The organism is Halomonas sp. H33-56, from assembly GCF_040147035.1.
In the GTDB taxonomy this organism is placed as follows: domain Bacteria; phylum Pseudomonadota; class Gammaproteobacteria; order Pseudomonadales; family Halomonadaceae; genus Halomonas; species Halomonas litopenaei.
On the sequence record NZ_JAMSHP010000001.1, the window covers coordinates 1,818,804 to 1,836,781 of the forward strand.

At 66.7% G+C, this 17,978-nt stretch carries 12 protein-coding genes; 5 read left to right on the forward strand and 7 right to left on the reverse strand.

The genetic code is table 11. The features are described from left to right. Position 1 precedes the first annotated feature (1 nt). The 4 genes from NFH98_RS07945 (at position 2) to ppc (ending at position 7,314) form a co-directional block, all read left to right on the forward strand. Positions 2 to 1,456: a TRAM domain-containing protein gene (locus NFH98_RS07945; protein WP_349622464.1), complete on the forward strand. Its 1,455-nt coding sequence runs from the start codon at positions 2 to 4 to the stop codon at positions 1,454 to 1,456. Next, positions 1,449 to 3,707: a GTP diphosphokinase gene (relA, locus tag NFH98_RS07950; RefSeq protein WP_108132708.1), complete on the forward strand. Its 2,259-nt coding sequence runs from the start codon at positions 1,449 to 1,451 to the stop codon at positions 3,705 to 3,707. The genes NFH98_RS07945 and relA overlap by 8 nt, the downstream gene beginning before the upstream one ends. Continuing rightward, positions 3,704 to 4,585 (forward strand): nucleoside triphosphate pyrophosphohydrolase, encoded by an 882-nt coding sequence (gene mazG, locus NFH98_RS07955; protein WP_108132709.1) that lies wholly within the window; start codon positions 3,704 to 3,706, stop codon positions 4,583 to 4,585. Before relA ends, mazG begins: the two co-directional genes overlap by 4 nt. Positions 4,586 to 4,665: 80 nt before the next feature. Continuing rightward, entirely contained in the window at positions 4,666 to 7,314 is a 2,649-nt protein-coding gene (ppc, locus tag NFH98_RS07960) for a phosphoenolpyruvate carboxylase (RefSeq protein ID WP_124804386.1), read from the forward strand. A 127-nt stretch (positions 7,315 to 7,441) separates the two neighbouring features. Here ppc and NFH98_RS07965 read toward each other — a convergent pair whose 3' ends face one another. The 7 genes from NFH98_RS07965 to NFH98_RS07995 form a co-directional block, all read right to left on the reverse strand. Beyond that, positions 7,442 to 8,917 (reverse strand): sigma-54 interaction domain-containing protein, encoded by a 1,476-nt coding sequence (locus NFH98_RS07965; RefSeq protein ID WP_349622465.1) that lies wholly within the window; start codon positions 8,915 to 8,917, stop codon positions 7,442 to 7,444. A gap of 120 nt (positions 8,918 to 9,037) precedes the next feature. Then, positions 9,038 to 10,630, reverse strand: coding sequence for a sodium:solute symporter family protein (locus tag NFH98_RS07970; protein ID WP_349622466.1), 1,593 nt, complete (start codon positions 10,628 to 10,630; stop codon positions 9,038 to 9,040). Further along, a complete protein-coding gene (locus NFH98_RS07975; RefSeq protein WP_045993193.1) occupies positions 10,627 to 10,827 on the reverse strand; it encodes a hypothetical protein in 201 nt (66 codons plus the stop codon). The genes NFH98_RS07970 and NFH98_RS07975 overlap by 4 nt, the downstream gene beginning before the upstream one ends. A gap of 136 nt (positions 10,828 to 10,963) precedes the next feature. Continuing rightward, positions 10,964 to 12,217 (reverse strand): M20 family metallo-hydrolase, encoded by a 1,254-nt coding sequence (locus tag NFH98_RS07980; protein ID WP_349622467.1) that lies wholly within the window; start codon positions 12,215 to 12,217, stop codon positions 10,964 to 10,966. Between the two features lie 318 nt (positions 12,218 to 12,535). Continuing rightward, entirely contained in the window at positions 12,536 to 13,195 is a 660-nt protein-coding gene (locus tag NFH98_RS07985) for an outer membrane beta-barrel protein (RefSeq protein ID WP_222516995.1), read from the reverse strand. Between the two features lie 363 nt (positions 13,196 to 13,558). Continuing rightward, the gene (locus NFH98_RS07990) at positions 13,559 to 14,572 is read right to left on the reverse strand and encodes a ketopantoate reductase family protein (protein ID WP_349622468.1); all 1,014 of its coding nucleotides are present in this window, start codon (positions 14,570 to 14,572) and stop codon (positions 13,559 to 13,561) included. Continuing rightward, positions 14,569 to 16,503, reverse strand: coding sequence for a DNA topoisomerase III (locus NFH98_RS07995; protein WP_349622469.1), 1,935 nt, complete (start codon positions 16,501 to 16,503; stop codon positions 14,569 to 14,571). Before NFH98_RS07995 ends, NFH98_RS07990 begins: the two co-directional genes overlap by 4 nt. Before the next feature lie 206 nt (positions 16,504 to 16,709). Between NFH98_RS07995 and NFH98_RS08000 the strand changes: the two genes are divergently transcribed. Next, on the forward strand, positions 16,710 to 17,954 hold the full coding sequence (locus NFH98_RS08000) for an ABC1 kinase family protein (RefSeq protein WP_253029409.1): 1,245 nt from the start codon (positions 16,710 to 16,712) through the stop codon (positions 17,952 to 17,954). Positions 17,955 to 17,978: the final 24 nt, after the last annotated feature.

A 17,978-nucleotide genomic window follows, 5' to 3' on the forward strand; every position in this document is an offset into this window, starting at 1 on the left:
GGTGGCTGGACTGGGAAAACGCCGTCCGCCGCGTCAGCGCTCCGGTGTCTCGGGGCTTGCTCACAAGCGCCCGTCGGACACTCGCCGGGCCTACCAGACCGACACGTCCGATGAGCTGCCCGACGAACTCGAGATTCAGGGGCTGTCCCACGATGGCCGCGGGATTGCCCGTTCGCCCGCCGGCAAGACCCTGTTTGTCGAGGGGGCCTTGCCCGGCGAGCGGGTCAGGGTGGCGGTGCATCGCACCCGCAAGCGCTACGACGAGGCCCACCTGCGTGAGCTGATCGAGGCCGCGCCGACCCGGGTGACGCCGCCCTGTCCCTACATCGAGCGCTGTGGCGGCTGTGATCTGCAGCATCTGGAACTCGACGCCCAGCGTCGTCACAAGGCCGTCGTACTGTCGGAGCTGCTGGCCCGTCAGGGCGTCGAGGTCGACCTCGAACGCATCGAGGTGCTGGCCAGTGATGACGTCGCCTATCGCCGCCGTGCTCGGCTGGGGGTCAGGGTCGATGCCGACGGCGGCATCCATCTGGGCTTTCGCGCCAGGCGCAGTCACCGGCTGGTATCGGTGGAGAGCTGCACCGTTCTGGTGCCGGAGCTGTCGTCGCTGCTGGCACCGTTGCACCAGCAGCTGGCGAGCCTCGAGGCGCCACGCCAGGTCGGCCATCTGGAACTGCTGGCCAGCGACGGCCAGGTGACCCTGGTGATCCGCCAACTGCGCGAGCAACCCGCGGACCTGGCACGCTGGCGTGCATGGGCCGATGAGCGAGGCATCGCCGTCGGCGTGCTGGCAGGCCGTGAACAGGTGCGCTTCGAGTGGCTGGTGACCCCGCCCCGAGGACTCCAGGTGACGGTCCCGTCGGCGCGTGGCCCGCTCAGCCTCGGCGTCGGACCGAGCGACTTCCTGCAGGCCAACGCCCAGGTCAACCAGCGCATGATCGAGACCGCGCTGGATTGGCTGGGAACACCTCACCGGGTCGATGAACCCCTGCTGGATCTGTTCGCCGGGATCGGCAATTTCAGCCTGCCGCTGGCGGCGTCGGGCTACGCGGTGAGCGCGGTGGAAGGCTCGCCGGAGATGACCGCACGCCTGGCCGACAACGCCGCGGGCGCGGATCTGGACGTGGCTGCCCTCCAGGGCAACCTGCATGACGAAGGGCAGGTGGCGAGGCTGTTGCGTACCCATGATGCCGAGGTGGTGGTACTGGACCCACCAAGGGAAGGGGCCGAGGCGCTGTGCCGGGCACTGGCCAAAAGTACGGTGTCCCGGGTCTTGTATATTGCCTGTGATCCCGCCACGCTTTCTCGCGATGCGGCACACTTGTTGCAGGGAGGTTATCGTCTGCAACGGGTCGCCATGGCGGACATGTTCGTGCACACCTCGCACCTCGAGTCGATGGTACTGTTCGAACGCCAGGGGCCGTCGCCACGCCAAGGAGTCAGGAAAGATGGTTAAAGTGCGGGAAGACCAGCCGTTGACCGCGGATGGTCGGGTCGATATCGATCAGTGGGTCGCGCGGCTGCAGGACGACGTCAAGCTGGCCGACGCCGATGAACTGGTCGAGGCCTGCCAGCTGGCGCAGTCGCTGGAGCAGGCCTCCGAGCGGCCCCACAAGTCCTGGTTGAAGGATGGCTCGAGCTTTCGCATGGGCCTCGAGATGGCCGATATCCTCGGTGAGCTGCGCCTGGATCAGACCGCCATCGAAGCCGCCGTGCTGTATCGCGCGGTGCGTGAGAACCTGATCAAGCCCGAGCAGGTGGCCAAACGTTTCGGCCGCGAGGTGGCGAGCCTGATCGAAGGCGTGCTGCAGATGGCCGCGATCAGCAATACCCAGGCCACCACCGCCGGCCTGCAGCAGCAGGATCAGCAGGACAACCTGCGCAAGATGCTGGTCAACATGATCGACGACGTCAGGGTGGCGTTGATCAAGATCGCCGAGCGCACCTGCGCCCTGCGCCAGGTCCGCGATGCCCCGCGCGAGAAGCAGGTGCGGGTCGCCCGCGAAGTGTTCGACATCTACGCTCCGCTGGCCCACCGCCTGGGCATCGGCCACCTCAAGTGGGAGCTCGAGGACCTGTCCTTCCGCTACCTCCACGAGGACGACTACAAGACCGTCGCCCGGCAGCTGGCCGAGAAGCGCCTGGATCGTGATCGCTACATCCAGGAGGTGGTGGAGACCCTGAAGTCGCTGATGTCGGCCCAGGGCATCCACCAGTTCCAGGTGGACGGTCGGGCCAAGCACATCTTCTCCATCTGGCGAAAGATGAAGCGCAAGCGCATCGACTTCTCCCAGGTTCACGACGTACGCGCGGTGCGCATCCTGGTGCCCACGGTGCAGGACTGCTACACCATGCTCGGCATCGTCCACTCGCGCTGGCACACCGTGCCCGACGAGTTCGACGACTACATCGCCAACCCCAAGAAGAATGGCTACCAGTCCCTGCATACGGCGGTCATCGGCCCCGAGAACAAGGTGCTGGAAATCCAGATCCGCACCTTCGCCATGCATGAAGAGGCCGAACTTGGGGTCTGCGCCCACTGGCGCTACAAGGGCCACGATACCAATGCCCGCAGCGACAGCTACGAGGAAAAGATCGCCTGGTTGCGTCAGGTGCTCGAGTGGCACGAGGAGATCGGCGAATTCGGCGACCTGCGCGAGGGCCTGACCAGCGACGTGGCGCCGGATCGCATCTATGTGTTCACCCCGGACGGTCACGTCATCGACCTGCCCAGGGTCGCCACCCCCATCGACTTCGCCTACCGCGTGCACACCGAGGTGGGCCACCGCTGTCGCGGCGCCAAGGTCAACGGTCGCATCGTGCCGCTGACCTACAAGCTCAAGACCGGTCAGCAGGTCGAGATCCTGACCGCCAACAAGAGCGCCCCGAGCCGTGACTGGCTCAACCCCAACCTGGGTTTCGTGCGCACCTCCCGGGCCAGGGCCAAGATCCAGTCCTGGTTCAAGCACCAGGCGCGTGACCAGAACCTGGAAGAGGGCAAGGCGCTGTTCGAGCGCGAGATGAAGCGTCTCGACGTCCACGACATGGACCTCGCCACCCTGGCCCAGAAGGTCAACTACGCCAATGCCGACGACATGTACGCCGCGCTTGGCGCCGGCGACCTGCGTATCGGTCAGGTGCTGCACCAGGCCCAGCAGCTGTTCGGCGACAGCGACGAGCAAGAGCACCTAGACCGGCTGCTGGCCAAGCCGCGTCAGAAGCCGGCCAAGACCCCGGACGGCGAGATCACCGTGCTGGGCGTCGGCAACCTCAAGACCAACATGGCCAACTGCTGTCATCCGGTCCCCGGCGAGCCGATCGTCGGCTTCATCACCCAGGGCCGTGGCGTGTCGATCCATCGCCAGGACTGCCCCAACATCCTGCAGCTTAGGGTCGACGAACCCCAGCGGGTGATCGAGGTGGAGTGGGGCGAGCGCTCCAGCAGCCAGTACCCGGTGGATATCGAGATCCAGGCCTGGGACCGCTCCGGCCTGCTGCGTGACGTCACCGCCGTGCTCGGCCAGGACAAGGTCAACGTGCTCTCGGTCAATACCCTGACCAACACCGACGACGGCATCGCGCGCATCTCGATCACCGCCGAGGTGGACGGCCTGGAGACCCTGGGCCGGCTGTTCTCCCGCATCCAGCAGTTGCCCAATATCATCGAGGTCAAGCGCAAGCGCGGTCAGGGAGGGCGTCGCACATGAGCCGGCGCTATTCCATCGATGACCTGCTGACCCTGATGGCGGTGCTGCGGGACCCCCAGCAGGGCTGCCCCTGGGACGTCAAGCAGCACTGGGACACCATCGTCCCCCACACCCTCGAGGAAGCCTACGAGGTCGCCGACGCCATCGAGCGACGCGCCTTCGACGAGCTGCCGGGGGAGCTCGGCGACCTGTTGTTCCAGGTGGTCTACTACAGCCAGTTCGGCAGCGAGGAAGGGCGTTTCGATTTCCATGACGTGGTGCACACGCTGACCGACAAGATGCTGCGTCGCCATCCCCACGTGTTTCCCGACGGCACCCTTGAATCCCGCCGCCAGGGCGTCAGTGCCGCCGAGGTCGAGACCCGTCAGGTCCACTCCCGCTGGGAGGCGCTCAAGGCCGAGGAACGGGAAGGGCGCAGCGGCCCGCAGCAGGGCGAGGCCGAAGCGGTGGTTTCTGTCTCGGCGCTGGATGACGTGCCGCGGACCCTGCCGGCGCTTAGTCGCGCCGCCAAGCTGTCCAAGCGCGCGGCCCGGGTGGGCTTCGACTGGCCGGACACCGACGGGGTGCTCGACAAGCTCGAAGAGGAGCTGGGCGAGATTCGCGAGGCGCTCTCGGCCGGGGATCGCGACCACGCCGCCACCGAGGTGGGCGACCTGCTGTTCGCCACCGTCAATCTGGCGCGCACCCTGGGCGTCGACCCGGAAGCCTGCCTGAGAGGCACCAATCAGCGCTTCGAGAGCCGCTTTCGCCATATGGAGCGGTCCCTGGATGCTCAGGGCACGCCGCTCGGCCGGGCCTCGCTGGAGCGCATGGAAGAGCACTGGCAGCAGGCCAAGCGTGCCGAACGCGCCGAGCCGTCCGATCCGACCATGGACTGACGAGGCCGGCCAGACCCTATCGATAACAAGGCGGGGCCGCACGCTCGGGACCCGCTGGACACCACACCCAAGGAGACCCCATGAGCCACGATCTGCACGAATCCTTGCGCGATAACGTCCGCATCCTCGGCGACAGCCTGGGACGCACCATCGCCGATGATCTCGGACCCGAGTTCGTGTCACGCATCGAGACGATTCGCGGACTGGCCAAGCGGGGCCGCCAGGGCGAAGAGGCCGGCCAGCAGGAGCTGATCGAGTACCTGCGCCGGCTGCCGGAGAAGGACCTGCTGCCGGTGACCCGGGCGTTCAACCAGTTCCTCAACCTGGCCAACATCGCCGAGCAGCACTACCGCGCCCGCTTTCGTCGGGTCGAGGACTACAAGCCGGGGATGCAGCCGGTGCTCGGTGAGCTGCTCGAGCGCGCCCGGCGCGAAGGCCACTCGTCGCGCACCCTGGTCGAGACGCTGGCCAACATGCGCGTCGAGCTGGTGCTGACCGCCCATCCCACCGAGGTCATCCGGCGCACCCTGATCCAGAAGTACGATGCCATCGATGACTGCCTCAGCGCCATCGAGTCCTCCAGCGAGTACCCCGAGCGTGCGGCCCGGGCCAAGGGGCGGCTCGAGGAGCTGATCAGCCAGGCCTGGCACACCGACGAGATCCGCCACGACCGGCCGACCCCGGTGGACGAGGCCAAGTGGGGCTTTGCGGTGATCGAGAATTCGCTGTGGCAGGCGGTGCCGGACTTCCACCGGGACCTGGATAACCTGCTGCTGGAAAGCGCCGGCGAGCGTCTGCCGCTGGACGCCGCGCCGCTGCGTTTCGCTTCCTGGATGGGTGGCGATCGCGACGGTAACCCCAACGTCACCGCCCGGGTCACCCGGGAGGTGCTGCTGCTGGGCCGCTGGATGGCGGCGGACCTGTACCTGCGTGATCTCGAGCAGCTCAAGATCGAGCTATCGATGTGGAGCACCAACAGTGCCCTGCGTGCCGAGGTCGGCAACGTCGCCGAGCCCTATCGCGAGCTGCTCAAGCGTCTGGTGGCGAAGGTCGAGGCCACCCGCGACTGGGCCAAGGCCGAACTCGACGGCAAGAGCTATGACGGCGGGCCGATCATCGAGACCCGGGACCAGCTCTATGCGCCGCTGCTGGCCTGCTACCGTTCGCTGTGCGACGTCGGCCTGGACACCATCGCCAACGGTGTGCTGCTCGATACCCTGCGCCGTGTGGCGGTATTCGGCGTCACCCTGACCAAGCTCGACCTGCGCCAGGAGGCCAGCCGCCACGCCTTGGTGATGGAAGAACTGACCCACGACCTGGGCCTGGGCAACTACCGCGAATGGAGCGAGGAGCAGCGTCAGGCCTTCCTGCTGGCGGAGCTCGAGTCGACCCGGCCGCTGATCCCGCGGCGTTGGGAGTGCTCCGCCGAGACCCGTGAGACCCTGGACACCTTCCAGGTGGTCGCCGCCGAGCACGGCGAGGCGCTGGGCACCTACATCATCTCCATGGCCGCGCAGCCCTCGGACGTGCTCACGGTGGCGCTGTTGATGAAGGAGGTGGGGGGCCGTGTCGGCATGCCCATCGCACCGCTGTTCGAGACCCTGGACGACCTCAATCGCGCCGGCGACGTCATCGATCGGCTGCTGGCGCTGCCCGGCTACCGCCAGTTCGCCGGTGATAGCCAGGAGGTGATGATCGGTTACTCCGATTCGGCCAAGGACGCCGGCCAGCTGGCGGCGGCCTGGGCCCAGTACCGCGCCCAGGAGGCGCTGGTCGATGTCTGCGAAAGCCACGGTGTCGACCTGACCCTGTTCCACGGCCGCGGTGGCACCGTGGGCCGTGGCGGCGGTCCGTCCCACGCCGCCATCCTGTCCCAGCCCCCAGGCTCGGTGAACGGCAGCCTCAGGGTGACCGAGCAGGGCGAGATGATCCGCTTCAAGTTCGGTCAGCCCGACATCGCCCTGCGCTCCATGGAGATCTACGCCTGCGCGGTACTGGAGGCGTCGCTGCTGCCGCCGCCCAAGCCCAAGCCGGCCTGGCGCGACGAGATGGACCGCCTGGCCGAGATCGCCCACGGTGCCTACGTCGGTGTGGTGCGCCAGGACCCCGATTTCGTGCCGTACTTCCGTGCCGTCACACCGGAAGGGGCGCTGGGCCGCCTGCCGCTGGGCTCGCGGCCGACCAAGCGGCGTCAGGACGGTGGCGTCGAGACCCTGCGCGCGATCCCCTGGATCTTCGCCTGGACCCAGATCCGCCTGATGCTGCCGGCCTGGCTCGGCACCGGCGAGGCCTTCGCCACCCGCCTGGCCGAGCCCGGCGGACTCGAGGTGCTGCAGGAGATGCGCGAGCAGTGGCCGTTCTTCGGCACCTACCTGGACATGCTCGAGATGCTGCTGGCCAAGGCCGACGTGGAGCTGGCCGCCTACTACGAGCATCGCCTGGTGGACGAGCCGAGCCTGGAGGCCCTGGGCAACCGCCTGCGCGAGCGTTTCGGCAGGCTCAACGAAGAGCTTCTGAAGATCCTCGATCAGCAGGAGCTGCTCGAGAAGACACCGCTGATTCGCCAGGCCATCGAGGTGCGCAACCCCTACATCGACCCGCTGCATGGCCTGCAGGCCGAGCTGCTGCAGCGTAACCGCGACGCCGACGGCGCCATCAGCGCGGACCTGTCCCGCGCTCTGATGGTGACCATGGCGGGGATCGCCGCTGGCCTTCGCAACACCGGCTGACGCGACCGCGAGCGTTACCCTGAACACCCAGCGCCCGGCCAGATGGCCGGGCGCTGGCGTCTTGGGTGAGCGTATCGGTTGGGTGTGTCGGTCGGGCGTTTCGGGATGTGTTGTGGATGCCGACGTTTCAGTCGGACGAGCTCGACCGATCGCGCTTGAGCCGTCGCATCAACCAGGACTGGCTGACGCCAAGGTCCTGGGCTGCCTTGCGGGTGCTGCCGGCGCGGGACAGAGCGTCATCGATGGCCTGGCGTTCGATCTCGGCCAAGCGCTCGGGCAGGGGGCGGGAATCGTCCAGTGGCAGCGATAGAGCACCGTCGCTTTGGCCGTCGTCTTGCCAGGAGCTCTTGCGCGAGCCGTTGAGGGAAACGCGGTCGGCAAGGCTAGCGGGCACAAGCTCCGGGTGGTCGAGGGCGAGATCGTCGATGCCGATGGTGTCGTCTTCACAGAACACGCTGAGCCGCTCGAGCAGGTTTTCCAGTTCGCGCACGTTGCCAGGCCAGGAGTGGTGGGTCAGCGCCCTCAGCGCGTCGCGCTCCAGGGTGATACGGCGCTTGTGGCGGCGGGATATCCTAGCCAGCAGCTGATTGGCCAGACCGGGGATGTCCTCGGCGCGCTCGCGCAGCGGTGGGATCTCGATGGGCACGATATTGAGTCGGTAGTACAGGTCGGCGCGGAAGCTGCCATCCCGCACCCGGGCGGCCAGGTCGGCGTTGGTGGCGGCGACGATGCGCACCTCGGCCTTGCGCGGCTTGCCGCCCAGCGGGTGGTACTGACGTTCCTGCAGCAACTGCAGCAGTTTGGGCTGCAGCGTCAGCGGCAGTTCGCCTATCTCGTCGAGAAACAGGGTGCCGCCCTCGGCCAGGGCCACGTAACCGACCCGCCCGTCGCGATGGGCGCCGGTGAAGGCGCCGCTCTCGTGGCCGAACAGCTCGGCTTCCAATAGGGCCTCGGGGATCGCCGCGCAGTTGACGTGAATCAGCGGCTTGTCCGAGCGCGGGCTGAACTGGTGCAGGCGATTGACCAGCCAGCTCTTGCCGACGCCGGTCTCGCCGCTGAGCAGCACCGTGGTATCGCTGGCGGCGGCGCGCTCGAGGCGCTCCAGACACCGGCGATAGCGCGGGCTGCGGCTGGATGAGGCGGGACTGGCCTCCGTTGCTACCTGTTCCTGACGGATGCGCTTGAGCTGATGCATGACGTGATCGAGCAGCGCCTGGGTGGTGTCCGGCGAACGCGAGGCCAGTACGTCGCGGTCCAGGTTGCGGGCCTGGACCAGCACCGCGTCGGGTTCGCCGGAGGGGTCGCCGCCCAGGTGAAACAGGCTGCCGTTGACCAGGTAGTCCTTGCCGCGATAACGGTGGACCACGCTGACCGGTCGCCGCTCCTCGATCACGAAGCGGGTGACCGAGGGCGAGAATACCCCTTCCTCCTCGAGCCGGTAGACGTCGCTCTGGTAGAGGTGCTCCGCGCTGGCATCGAGCTGTGACAGGCTCGCCTGGTTAACCCACAGCGGGCGTCCCTTGAGATCGGTGATGAAGATGCCGTCCTCGAGGGCGTTGAGGATGGCCAGTAGCTGTCGGGGCATGAGGGGGCCGTGGTTCATCGAGGCTCCAGGCAGGGTCCAGAACGTCAATGGTGTGCCGGGAGCGCGTGTTAGTAAAGCCAGGCCGGCGCCTCACGGCGCCGGCCTGGTGGATCAGTGACAGCAGCGGTGACGGTGGGCTCAGGTCCCCAGCTTGCTGAACAGATAGCCCCACAGGGCGCCTGCGATGATCACGAACAGCACCATGATGCCCCACACCTGGCGGTATTCGCGCACCAGCTCGCGGGCGCCATCGGGACGGGCCAGGATGTCGCGGATGGTGGTATCGGACAGTCGCCTTGCACGAATGTCGTCGAATACCTTGAGCTCGTACTCGGAAGGCTGGCTCTTCAGTCCCACTGCGATCAGCGCCAGGGTGCCGAGCAGGATGGCCACCTGCAGGTTGTCGATATGCAGCGGCAGGCTGACCAGGCCGTGGCGCTCGAGTTCGCCCACCACGATGAAGGTGATCGAGCCCACCAGCATGCAGGCCAGCGCGGCGTTGGCGTTCATCCGACGCCAGTGCATGGCGGCGACGATGGTCGGCAGCCAGGCCACGGCAAAGATCGCGCCGGCGTAGATCGAGATCCAGTAGATGCCCGCCGGGCGCGAGATCGCCACGGCGCACACGACCAGCGCTACCGCCGCCTGGGAGATGCGGCCGAGTACCACGCCCTTGCGTTCGCTGACCTCACGGTCGAACAACTTCTCGTAGAGGTCGCGGGCCAGGGCGAAGCCGGTCAGCACGAACAGTGTCGAGGCGGTGGACATGATCGACGCCATCAGGCCGGCCAGACCGATACCGGCCAGGGTCGGGTTGGTGTGTTCCATGAAGCCGACGATCATGGCGCGGTCGGTGGGCTCGATGCCGGGCTGGATTACCTGCATGGCGCTGGCCGCCAGAAACACCAGCAGCTGCATGGCCGGGGCGAAGAACACGCCGATCACCGCCACCTTGAGGATGACGAAGTCGTTCTTGGCCGGAAAGACGCGGGACACCAGCGCCGGGGTGCAGGCAAAGAACAGGATCCACACCAGGAACTGGGAGATCGACCAGCCCAGCGGGCGGTCGTTGGCGCCCCCTACCGTCCAGAAGCCGGGCAGGGTCTCGCCGAGGCCCTTCATCGCCTCGAAGCCGGCGTCGCCGATCAACATCGGCGCGATGACGAAGGCGATGGCCAGCATGGTGAAGAACATCATGGTGTCGGTGTAGACCACCCCGTACATGCCGGACAGCGAGCAGAACGCGAGCAGCGCCAGGGTGAAGGCGACGATGATCACCGGGAAGGGGATATCGATGATCTCGGCCAGCACCAGGCCGGCGCCGATCAGCTGGATGATGCCGTAGCCGAGCAGGCCGATCACCATCAGGATCAGTGCGACCACGCTGACCCACTTGTTGTTAAAGCGGTAGTCGAAGAAGTCCATCATGGTGCGGCAGTTCAGCGCCTTCAGCTTGCGACCGATGAACACCACCGCGATCAGGGTGCCGACCCAGGCGCCGAAGGAGCCCAGCGCCGCGATCACCAGCGGGCCTTCGCTGTAGGAGATACCGGCGATCCCCATCAGCGTCACGGCGCTGAGGAAGGTAGCGGCCAGGGTGCCGACGATCAGCAGCGTCGAGCCCTGCTCACCCATGACGTAGAAGTCGTCCTTGTTCTTGATGCGGCGTGCCAGCAGGGCCGCCACCGCCACGTAGGCGGTCAGTACGATGGCAAAGATGGCCAGGGTCATGACAGGTCTCTCAGGTCAGATGAAGTCTTGTTGTGGTTGGTGGTGTCGGCCGAGGAGGAAGCCGCTGCCTCGTCCTTCAGGCGACGAATGGTCGGCCGGTATTCGCGCAGCAGGATGACGCCAACGATGACCACCGACAGGGCGGTGGTCAGAAAGGCGTTGGCAAACAGCAGCAGCACATGGGAGTTGATGTCCATAGGGTATCTCTTGTTGTGAATGGCCTGAGCGTCCGGGGAGCGAGTCGGCTGATCGGGCAAAGGGCCTTTGATGCTATTCCGACTCGTTGAATCGAAATCGATTCATTGTGTGTTGTTCAGGGCGCTGATGGCGATCTCAGTCGCGCTCGGCGCGTGCCAGCACCGCGTCGCACAGCAGTTGGGTGCCCAGCGCGCAGTGCTCAGGCTCGGCGTATTCGGCCTCGTTGTGGCTGATGCCGTCGCGGCAGGGCACGAAGATCATCACCGTGGGGGTGACGTGGGACAGGTGCACGGCGTCGTGCCCGGCACCGCTCATCATGCAGGGGGCATCGAGCTCGCGCGCCTTGACGGCCTCGCGCAGGGAGTCGATCAGGGCGTCGTCGAAGGGGGTGACCGAAGAATGCCAGCGGCGCTCGAACGTCAGCTCCACGCCCTCGGCGTCGGCGGCGTCCCTGGCCAGACGTTCCAGTTCGGCATCCAGTGCATCGAGGCGTTCGTCGCTGACGTGGCGCAGGTCCAGCAGCAGGCGGACCTCGCCGGGGACCACGTTGCGCGAGGGCTCTACCACCTGGAAGTCGCCCACGGTCAGGCGCGCAGCGCCGTCCGGATCCGCCATGACCACCTCGCGCATGCGCTGGATCATGGCGGTCGCGGCGAGCAATGGGTCACGGCGATAGCTCATCGGCGTGGGGCCTGCGTGGGCCGACTGACCGCGCAGGCTCAGGTCGTACCAGCGGATGCCCTGGACCCCGGTGACGATGCCGAGGGGATGGCCCTGCTCCTCGAGCACCGGGCCCTGCTCGATGTGCAGCTCGAAGTAGGCGTCGAGTTCGGGTTCGCCCAGGGGCAGATCGCCGGCCTCGCCGCAGGCCGCGATGGCCTCGCCCAGGGTGACGCCCTTGCTGTCGCTGGCGCCGAAGAAGGTCGCCTCATCGAGTCGGCCTGTCCAGACGCCGCTGCCGCCCATGGCCGGGGCGAAGCGGCTGCCTTCCTCGTTGGTCCAGACGATCAATGACAACGGCCGGCGTGTGGTGATGGCATTGTCGTGCAGGCTGCGCAGCACCTCCAGGCCCGCCAGTACCCCCAGCACGCCGTCGAAGCGTCCGCCCAGCGGCTGGGTATCCAGGTGGCTACCCATGGACACCGGGGGCAGGTGGTCCTCGCGTCCGGCACGCCGGATAAACAGGTTGCCGGCCTTGTCACGCTGCCAGGTGCAGCCCAGCGCCTCGACCCAGTTCAGCAGCAGACGGCGCCCATCGGCATCTTCAGGGGTCATGGCAAGGCGGCGGCTGCCGCCGTTGGGGGAAGGGCCGACCTCGGCCATCTGCATCAGGCTGTCCCACAGGCGGTTGGCGTCGATATCGATGGAGCGGTGGGGGATCGATGACATGGCAGGAGATTCCTTGTGATTTGGTGTTATGCCAAACCACGAAGCTATTCTCATGCCGTAATCAAAAAAATGTATTTAAAATAAGCGCATAAAGATGAGATATGGCGCAAGGCGACGTCAAAAGTCACTGCGTGTAACGCGAGTGAGTCGATTTCGACTCGGTTTGCCGGCGGGGCTAGGCGCTGTCCGAAAAGTCGACGAGCGAAGGTTAGACAAGGCAAAAATCGGTGAGAAAGCGCAGTTTACGGGGTGTAAATGAGCATGTTGATCCGATTTTTAACGCCGTATTACCGAGCGCAGGCACTTTTCAGACGAGCCCTAGAAGGGGAGGTGGAACGAGGCCGTAATCATATTCAGATGCTCAAGTTCGGGGTCATTGACCTCCTCGAACTCGACCTGGCCGATCCAGCTGCGGGTCATCCAGCGGGCCCCGAGACCCTGGACCCGGGTGGAGCCACTGGTGGAATCGAAGGTGTTGCGACCGGTGACCGGATCGCTGACCCACTGGGCCATGCCGGTCTTGCCGTAGACGCCGAAGTGGCCGACACGGAAGCCGGCGACCAGGCTGCCCCCCAGGCTGGTCACGTCCTGGACATGCTGGCTGTCGCTGGAAGACATGGGGACGTCATCGCTTTGTCGATAGCGCAGCTCGGCCCCCAGGTCCCAGCCGGTTTCCTGCTGTGGCGCCATGCCGGCGGTCAGGCGGAAGCCGGAGGTGTAGCCGTCGGGAGTGTGGACCTTGTCGCCCTGCACCAGGACGCCACTGTCGAGCCTGACGATTTCCTGGCCCATGCCGGAAAAGGCCGGGGTGGCCGAGTGGGCAGCGTCATTGTCGGCCAGCGGGTCGGCAGCGTCTTCGCTCGCCAGGACAGGGGCCGAGAAGGCGACAAGGGTCAGTGCCGCAAGCAGGCCCGCCAGCAAGGTGTGCGACGTGGGGCGTCGAGCGGGGAGAGAGGGCAAGCGACAAGCAGTCATCATGGTTGTCCTGGCGGAATAGCCTCCGCGGGTGGCACCTGATCGATCATGCTTCGGTTTTATTCAAGGGCTCGGCACTCAATTCTAGACTCAGCCAACTTAAATCTCAGCAACCTCAGCTCTCACCTTGGCTCTCAATCTTGACGCGGCTCATTTTGAACGAGGCTGATTGAGAACACGGCGCAGTGTGAGCGCAGCTCGTAGTGAACATGGCTCACAAGGGCAAGACCGTATGCGGGGACACGGACTTGTTCGAGGGCCGGCCCGGCAAGGTGATTCGAGTCGATATTCAGGTGGGAGTCGAATCACTGCCAACCGTTAAAATAGCAATCGCTTTTGTGTACCGCCAGCCTGGGTTTGCTCGTTTCAGGCATTCAGAAAGCGCCAATGCGCGTCGAGCTGGGGGCAAGGGAGGCCCAGGCGTGTGGCGGCCTCGCGCAGCGGGCCGAGGATGGCGTCGTGTTCGGTGGGCCGGCCGGCCTCGATATCCTGCAGCATCGAGGCACGGTTGGCGGCGGTCCGCTCGATGACCTGCCAGACCAGGGCGCGCCAGGCGCGGTTGCCATCGTTGACGTCGCTGGCAGCAATGTTGATGGAGGGAACGTCGATGGCGGGAGCGGGAATCTCCAGTGCCGCCAGGATCTGCGCCACCTCGTCGACGTTGGCGTCGACCATGTCGCGGTAAGGATGCCCGCGCAGCTCGCCATTGCGCAGTCGGTAGCGTGCCACCAGGGGGTTGATGGCGGCGTTCACCGCCAGCTTGTGCCACAGCCGGGTGGCGATATCGTCCACCGCCTCGGTGGCCAGGCCGGCGGCGCTCAGGGTGGTGGCCAGTGATCTGGCCAGGGCTTGGGTCTGGAGGGCTTGGGTCTGGAGAGCGTCAGTCCGGAGGGGGTGGGTGTGGGGGCCGTGGCCTTCGCCTGGATGGCCGTCGAGGCCACCGTCGAGATGACCGATGACGGTCTGACCCTGGCCGGCGTGGACGACGCTGTCGTCCGCCTTGATAAAGGCGCCCTCGGTGGTGGAGGCGCACAGCACCGGCCCGCTCCAGGTATCGGTCAAGGGTCGCTGCACGCGCAGCCCGTTCTGCCACAGCACCAGCGGTGTGGCGGCAGGCAGATGGTCGGCCACCGCAGCGAAGGCTGCCCTGGCGGCGTAGGCCTTGGTGGTCAGCATGACCTGGTCGACATCGACGCAGGCAAGGCGTGGCTCGGTGGTGGTGGCCAGTTCAAGGCGCTGGGTCGTGCCATCCGGTGAGGTCAGGGTCTGGATCGTCGGCAGCGGTCGCCGCCCCAGCAGGCGCACGCTCTGGCCGCCAGCGGCAAGCCGACAGGCCAGCAGGCGGCCGATGGCGCCGGGACCGATGATCAGTGTGGTCATGTGGTGCTGCCTTTACGGGAGGGGCGGCGTTTACGCCCGGCGCTGCGGCGTGGCGAGTTGGTGCGGCGGCCTCGCTTGCTGGCGGGGCCGGCTTCCGGCGACTCGCCCTGGGCTGCGCCGAGGGCGGCACTCAGCCGCTGACTGTCGGCGCTGCCCACCAGCGTGCGAAGGTCCTCGACCAGCTGGGCGACGAAGGGTTCCGGTTCGGCCTGGGCTTCGGCGATGCCTTCCAGCCGCTGTTCCCACAGGGCGGTGCGCTCCGGGCGGCTGACCGCTTCGGGCAGCGAGTGGATCAGACCCACCCCCAGGCGTGTGGCGCGCAGCGCCTTGGCCTTGCGCACCAGATAGCCGCGCTCCAGCAGCGTCTCGATGATGCCGGCACGGGTGGCCTCGGTACCCAGGCCGTCGGTTTCCCTGAGGGTGCGGCGTACCTCGGGGTCCTCCACGTAGCGGGCGATATTCATCATGGCCTTGATCAGGCTGGCATCGGTAAACGGCTCCGGTGGGCGCGTCTCGCGCTGTTCGACCTGGGCCTCCAGTGCCTGACAGGCCTCGCCCTCGACCAGCGCCGGCAACGGCGGTGGCTCGTCACGGGTGGTGAACAGGGGCTTCCAGCCGGGCACCAGCAGCGTCTGGCCGGAGGCCTGGAAGCGCTCGTCCAGCAGGCGGAACTCGGCCTTCACCTCCTGGGTTTCCAGCGCCGGATAGAACTGGGCCAGCACGTTGCGCGCGATCAGACGGTAGACGTCGGCTTCCTGACGCGACAGGCGCTCGGCAACGAAGGGCTTGCCGGTGGGGGCCAGGGCGTGGTGGGCACCGACCTTGGCGTCGTCGAAGGCGCGTGAGCGAAGCCCCATGTCGGCGTTGGCCAGCCAACCGGACAGGGTGGTGTCATCGCGACAGGCGCTGGCCAGTTGGCCCGGCAGGCTCGCCAGGTGTTCACGCGGCAGGTAGCGACAGTCCGAGCGCGGATAGGTGATCAACTGATGGCGCTCGTAAAGGCGCTGGCAGATGTCCAGCACCGCCTTGGCCGAGAGCCCGTGGCGGCGTGCCGCATCGACCTGCAGCGCCGACAGAGAGTAAGGCAAGGGCGGCGGCTGGCGACGACGACGGGAGTCCACGCTGCTCACCTGGCCTTCAGCACCCGGCAGGCGCTCTGCCAGCGTCTGAGCAGGAGCGGCGTCGAGCAGCCGACCGCGCTCGTCCAGGCGATGGGGCTCGCCGGGGACCCACCAGGCCTTCAAGGTGCCGGCGCCGACGCGCAGGTGAGCCCACAGCACATAGAAGGGGTAGGGCGTGAAATGACGGATCTCCTCATCGCGGCGCACCACCAGGCCGAGCACCGGCGTCTGCACGCGCCCCACCGACAGCACGCCATCGTGGCCCGCCTGGCGGCCGATCAGGGTCCAGGCGCGGGTCAGGTTGATGCCGTACAGCCAGTCGGCGCGGGCGCGGGTCTGGGCGGCGCGGTAGAGCGGGTAATACCTGGCATTGTCCTCGATCCGCCCGAGTGCTCGAGCCACCGCAGGCCGGTTGAGATCGTTGATCAGCAGACGCTGGACGGGCCCCTTCCAGCCCAGGTGCTCGATCACCTCCTGGACCAGCAGCTGGCCCTCGCGGTCGGGGTCGCCGGCGTGCACCAGTTGGCGTGCCTGTTTCAGGCGCGCACGAATCACCGACAGCTGACCGCGGGCCTTGGGCCTGGGCACCAGCTTCCACTGACCGGGCACGATGGGCAGGTGGTCGCGTCGCCAGGGCTTGAAGGCCGGGTCGTAGGCATCCGGTGGGGCTTGTTCCAGCAGGTGGCCGAGGCACCAGGTGACCTCGGTGTCGCCGACGGACAGGTAGCCGTCTTTTTTCTGTGCTGCCCCGGGCAGCGCCTCGGCGATGGAGCGAGCCAGGCTCGGTTTTTCCGCAATGATCAATCGCATAGCGCACCGGTGCGGGTGAATCGTCTGGATATTCTTCCAGTATGTGTGATGAGATGCCAGGTGTACCATGGAGTGAAAAGTGTACAAGTCCTATATCATTTTTGTGTGCAGATGCGGGTAAGGTGACCGTCTTGTGACGCGCTATCCTCCCGGTGAGGCCAGCGTTGCCAGCATCTTGCATGGCGCCCGTACGGGCAGGAGGCAGCATGCGTCAGTCAGGCCGGACACGCCGGATGCTCGGGTTGTCCGCTCGTACCGGATCGACCCTGCTGCGCTCGAGAATCGGCGGCAAGGCCGATTGGCAGGCGCTCGGCGAGTCGCTGTTTGAAGGCCTTTCCGAGCTCAAGGGGCCGGCGATGAAGATCGCTCAGGTCATGTCCCAGTGGGATGACCTGCTGCCCCCGGCCCTGGCCGAAGAGCTTGCCCGGCTGCAGAAGGATGCTGCACCGGCGCCCTGGGCCGAGATCAAGGTGGCGCTTGAGGCAGAGCTCGGCGACCTCGATGCCCTGTTCGACGAGATCGAGCCCGAGCCCTTTGCCAGCGCCTCCATGGGACAGGTGCATCGAGCCTGGACCCGGGACGGTCGTACCCTGGTGCTCAAGGTGCAGTACCCGGGGCTTGATCGGGTGCTGGAACAGGACCTGGTGCAGGTCAGAAGGCTGCTGCGACTGGGTCGCTGGCTCAAGGTGTCCCAGGCACGCCTCGATGCTCTGTTCGACGAACTCGCCGATGGACTGCGGCGCGAGCTCGACTATCGCGCCGAAGCGGACGCACTGGAGCGCTACCGGCGGCGCTATGCCGATCACCCCGACCTGGTGATGCCGAAGCCCGTGAAGGAGCTCAGTGGTCCAAGGGTGCTGGCGATGGAGTATCTGCCGGGGACGCCCCTGCGTGACCTCGAAGGTGCCGACGATGCCCTGCGGCAGCGGGTGTCGCGCACCCTGGCGGACTGGATCACCGAGGAGCTGTTCACCCACCATGAACTGCACGCCGATCCCCACGCCGGCAATTTTGCCGTCGATGAACAGGGCCGGCTGGTGGTGTATGACCTGGGCGCCGTGATCGCGGTCCCCCGGGAGCGGCTGGCCGGTCTGGTGGCGCTGCTTGGGGCAACCCTGGACGGTGACCCCATGGCCATGGATGAGGCCGTGCGCGGGCTCGGCGGTCGACAGGGAGAGGGCGCGCCGCTGGCGCTGTATCGCGAATCCGCGGAAGCGGTGTCGCCGCTGTTCGCGCCCGGTGAGCAGGACTTCGGCGATGTACGGGTGCATCGGCGTCTGCGCGAGCTGAGCCCCCGGGTATGGGGCGCGCTGGACCGCCTGCAGCCCCCTGCCGGCATGCTGTTGCTGGCGCGTACGCTCAATGGTCATTACTGGAACCTGGTGCGGCTCGAGGGGCGCCTGGACATGCATTCACGGAGTGCACAGTTGCTGGATGCCTACGCCGTCTGAGGCGCGGGTCTGCCCAGCCGGTGC